Here is a 2,953-nt window from a genome sequence, read left to right on the forward strand (position 1 = left end):
AGCGTGGCGATCCATGACTTCCGGGTGCATGGATTGCTTCACTTCGTTCGCAATGACGGTGATGTTCATGGAAAGCGCAGCGCGGCAGTCCATGCAGGCCGGGGTCATGGATTGCTTCACTGCGTTCGCAATGACGGCTACTGTCGCAGTGACGATGTCCTTTTAAGTAACAAAAAACCATCATGATCACCTATACAAGCAAGCACCTGCTGGGCCAACAAACCCTGACGCTGACCGGCTTGCGCTTTGACGCCAATCTGGGCATCCTTGAAGCTGAAAAAGCCGCGCCGCAACCGATCCAGGTGGATGCCGAACTGAGCTTGGGACATCAGCCGCTACTGCCCGCGGACGACGACATCATGCACGTGCTGGACTACCGCAAAGTGCGCAAGATCATCATCGACGAATGCACCGCGGAGCACGTCAACCTGCTGGAAACGTTGATTGGCAAGCTGGCCAACCGGCTCATGCAGTTGCCCAATGTGAAGGGGGTGCGCGTCAAGATCGCCAAGCTGGAGATTTTTGCCGATTGCGAAGTCGCCATTCGCGTTGAAACCGGTCAGTGGAACAAGGATTGAAACCATGAACGCAGTCTGGAAAGCAAGCGAAGCCCAGGACGCCCCGGCGCCGCGCGAACCCAAGATCGAGCGGGAAGTCCACAAGCTCGAAAAGCGCCTGTGCCGTCAGGTCGGCCAGGCCATCATCGACTTCAACATGATCGAAGAGGGCGACCGTGTCATGGTCTGCGTGAGCGGCGGCAAGGACAGCTACGGCCTGCTCGACATCTTGCTCAAATTGCAGAAGCGCGCGCCGATCCACTTCGAGATCATCGCCGTCAACCTGGACCAGAAACAGCCCGGCTTTCCGGCGCACATCCTGCCCGAGTACCTGGCCAAGCTCGGCATCGAATACCACATCGAAACCCAGGACACCTACAGCATTGTCAAAAAAGTGGTGCCCGAAGGCAAGACCATGTGCAGCCTGTGCAGCCGGCTGCGCCGCGGTATTTTGTACCGCGTGGCTGACGAGCTCAAGATCAGCAAAATTGCGCTGGGCCACCACCGCGACGACATGCTGGCCACCTTCTTTTTGAACATGTTTTTTGGCGGCAAGCTCAAGGGCATGCCGCCCAAGCTGGTCAGCGACGACGGCGGCCACATCGTGATCCGGCCGCTGGCCAACGTGGCCGAAAAAGACCTGGTGCGTTGGGCCGCGCAGCGCCAGTTTCCGATCATTCCGTGCAGCCTGTGCGGTAGCCAGGAAAACCTGCAGCGCCAGCGCATCGGCCAGATGCTGCGCGACTGGGAAAAACAATACCCGGGCCGCACCGAGACCCTGTTCACGTCGTTGCAAAACGTGGTGCCATCGCATTTGATGGATGCCAGTCATTACGACTTCAAAAACATCAAAATCACCGGCCAGGCCGACGTTGACGGCGACAAGGTCTTTGACGACGAAGCGTTTCCGCTGCCCGGCGTGGCGGGTGTGCAAGTGGTACAGCTCTGAACTGGAGAAAAAATCATGACTTGGGTGCTTGGCAAAGTGTTGCGATCAGCCTTGATCCCGTTGGCGTTGTTGCTCTCGGGCTGCACTGGTATGCGGGTGATTGACAACCAGGTCAACAGCTTTGCGCCGCAAGCGGTGGCCCCAGGGTCGAGCTACCAGTTCGAGCGACTGCCCTCGCAAATGGCTAACCCCGTGCATCAGGCCAGACTGGAAAAGCTGGCCGAGCTGGCACTGGGCAAAGTGGGCCTCAGGCGCCAGAATAACGCGCCATTGAGTGTGCAGGTCACGGCTGTACAGCGCCAGGAAAACACGGTCAATCAAGGCGGCGTGGGCATCGGCTGGGGCTTGGGCTGGGTGTTTGGCAGTGGTGCCATCAGTGTCGGCAGCCGCGGCGGCAGGTTTCCGTGGGTTGAGACGCAAACCAGCTATTGGCGCCAGGTCAGTCTGATGATTCGCAACGCCTCGGGCGCGGTGCTGTTCGAGAGCCATGCCAGCCACGATGGGATATGGTCTGACAGTGACGCCGTGCTGGCTGCCATGCTTGATGCGGCGCTGCAAGGCTTTCCGACACCACCAGCCGGTGTGCGCCGCGTCAACATTGAAATCCCAAGGTAATCAGTAGAGGACAGCGCTGGCTCACTCCGTATAGCTGCGGTCTGTCCCACAAAGAATCATGTTAGCCACCCGAATCATTGCCATCCGCCACGGCGAAACCGCCTGGAACGTGGACACCCGCTTGCAGGGCCACCTCGATATTTCGCTCAATCCCAAAGGCATTTGGCAGGCGCAACAAGTGGCGCGCGCGCTGGCTGACGAGCCCATCGACGCCATTTATGCCAGCGACCTGCTGCGCGCCTGGCATACCGCCAGCGCCATTGCGCAAACCACGGCAGCGCCGCTGGTAGCCAACCGGAATTTGCGCGAACGCTGCTTTGGCAGCTTTGAGGGCAAAACCCATGCCGAGCTTGAATCGCATTGGCCCGAGGAGGCGCTGCGCTGGCGCAAGCGTGAGCCCGACTGGGCGCCGCCGGAAGGCGAATCGCTGCTGGCCCTGCGTGAGCGCATTTCAGGCACCGTTGACGCCCTGGCGGCGCAACATGTCGGCGGGCAAATGGTGCTGGTGGCCCACGGTGGCGTGCTGGACATGCTGTACCGGTTAGCCACCGGCCAGGAGCTGCAGGCGCCGCGCAGCTGGCACCTGGGCAATGCCGCCATCAACCGCCTGCTCTGGACCGCCCAGGGCCTGACGCTGGTGGGCTGGGGCGACACCCGCCATCTGGAAGAAGCCACGCTCGACGAGGGCAGTGCCTGAACCGTCCCGTCATTGCGAACGATCCCCGTCATTGCGAACGCAGTGAAGCAATCCATGACCCCGGGCTGCATGGATCGCCACGCTACGCTTTCCATGAACAGCCCCGTCATTGCGAACGCAGTGACGCAATCCATG

At 60.4% G+C, this 2,953-nt stretch carries 4 protein-coding genes; all 4 read left to right on the forward strand.

Annotated elements, in window-relative coordinates; translation table 11 throughout:
- Positions 1-182 precede the first annotated feature (182 nt).
- Genes IBX54_RS13995 through IBX54_RS14010 form a run of 4 tightly spaced genes read left to right on the forward strand, consistent with a single transcriptional unit; the run spans position 183 to position 2,818 of the window.
- A complete protein-coding gene (locus tag IBX54_RS13995; protein WP_296543270.1) occupies positions 183-578 on the forward strand; it encodes a dihydroneopterin aldolase in 396 nt (131 codons plus the stop codon).
- Between the two features lie 4 nt (positions 579-582).
- Positions 583-1,506 carry a tRNA 2-thiocytidine(32) synthetase TtcA gene (ttcA, locus tag IBX54_RS14000; RefSeq protein ID WP_296543271.1) on the forward strand — a complete coding sequence of 308 codons (924 nt, stop codon included), beginning with the start codon at positions 583-585 and terminating at the stop codon, positions 1,504-1,506.
- A 15-nt stretch (positions 1,507-1,521) separates the two neighbouring features.
- Complete coding sequence (locus IBX54_RS14005; RefSeq protein ID WP_296543272.1) at positions 1,522-2,121, forward strand: DUF4136 domain-containing protein; 600 nt, start codon at positions 1,522-1,524, stop codon at positions 2,119-2,121.
- Positions 2,122-2,179: 58 nt separating this feature from the next.
- Positions 2,180-2,818, forward strand: coding sequence for a histidine phosphatase family protein (locus IBX54_RS14010; RefSeq protein WP_296543273.1), 639 nt, complete (start codon positions 2,180-2,182; stop codon positions 2,816-2,818).
- Positions 2,819-2,953: the final 135 nt, after the last annotated feature.

Source organism: Rhodoferax sp. (genome assembly GCF_014859475.1).
Lineage (GTDB): Bacteria > Pseudomonadota > Gammaproteobacteria > Burkholderiales > Burkholderiaceae_C > Rhodoferax.

Coding starts and splice junctions, on each gene's coding strand:
- IBX54_RS13995 (WP_296543270.1), top strand. CDS start 183: ATGATCACCTATACAAGCAAGCACCTGCTGGGCCAACAAACCCTGACG.
- ttcA (WP_296543271.1), top strand. CDS start 583: ATGAACGCAGTCTGGAAAGCAAGCGAAGCCCAGGACGCCCCGGCGCCG.
- IBX54_RS14005 (WP_296543272.1), top strand. CDS start 1,522: ATGACTTGGGTGCTTGGCAAAGTGTTGCGATCAGCCTTGATCCCGTTG.
- IBX54_RS14010 (WP_296543273.1), top strand. CDS start 2,180: ATGTTAGCCACCCGAATCATTGCCATCCGCCACGGCGAAACCGCCTGG.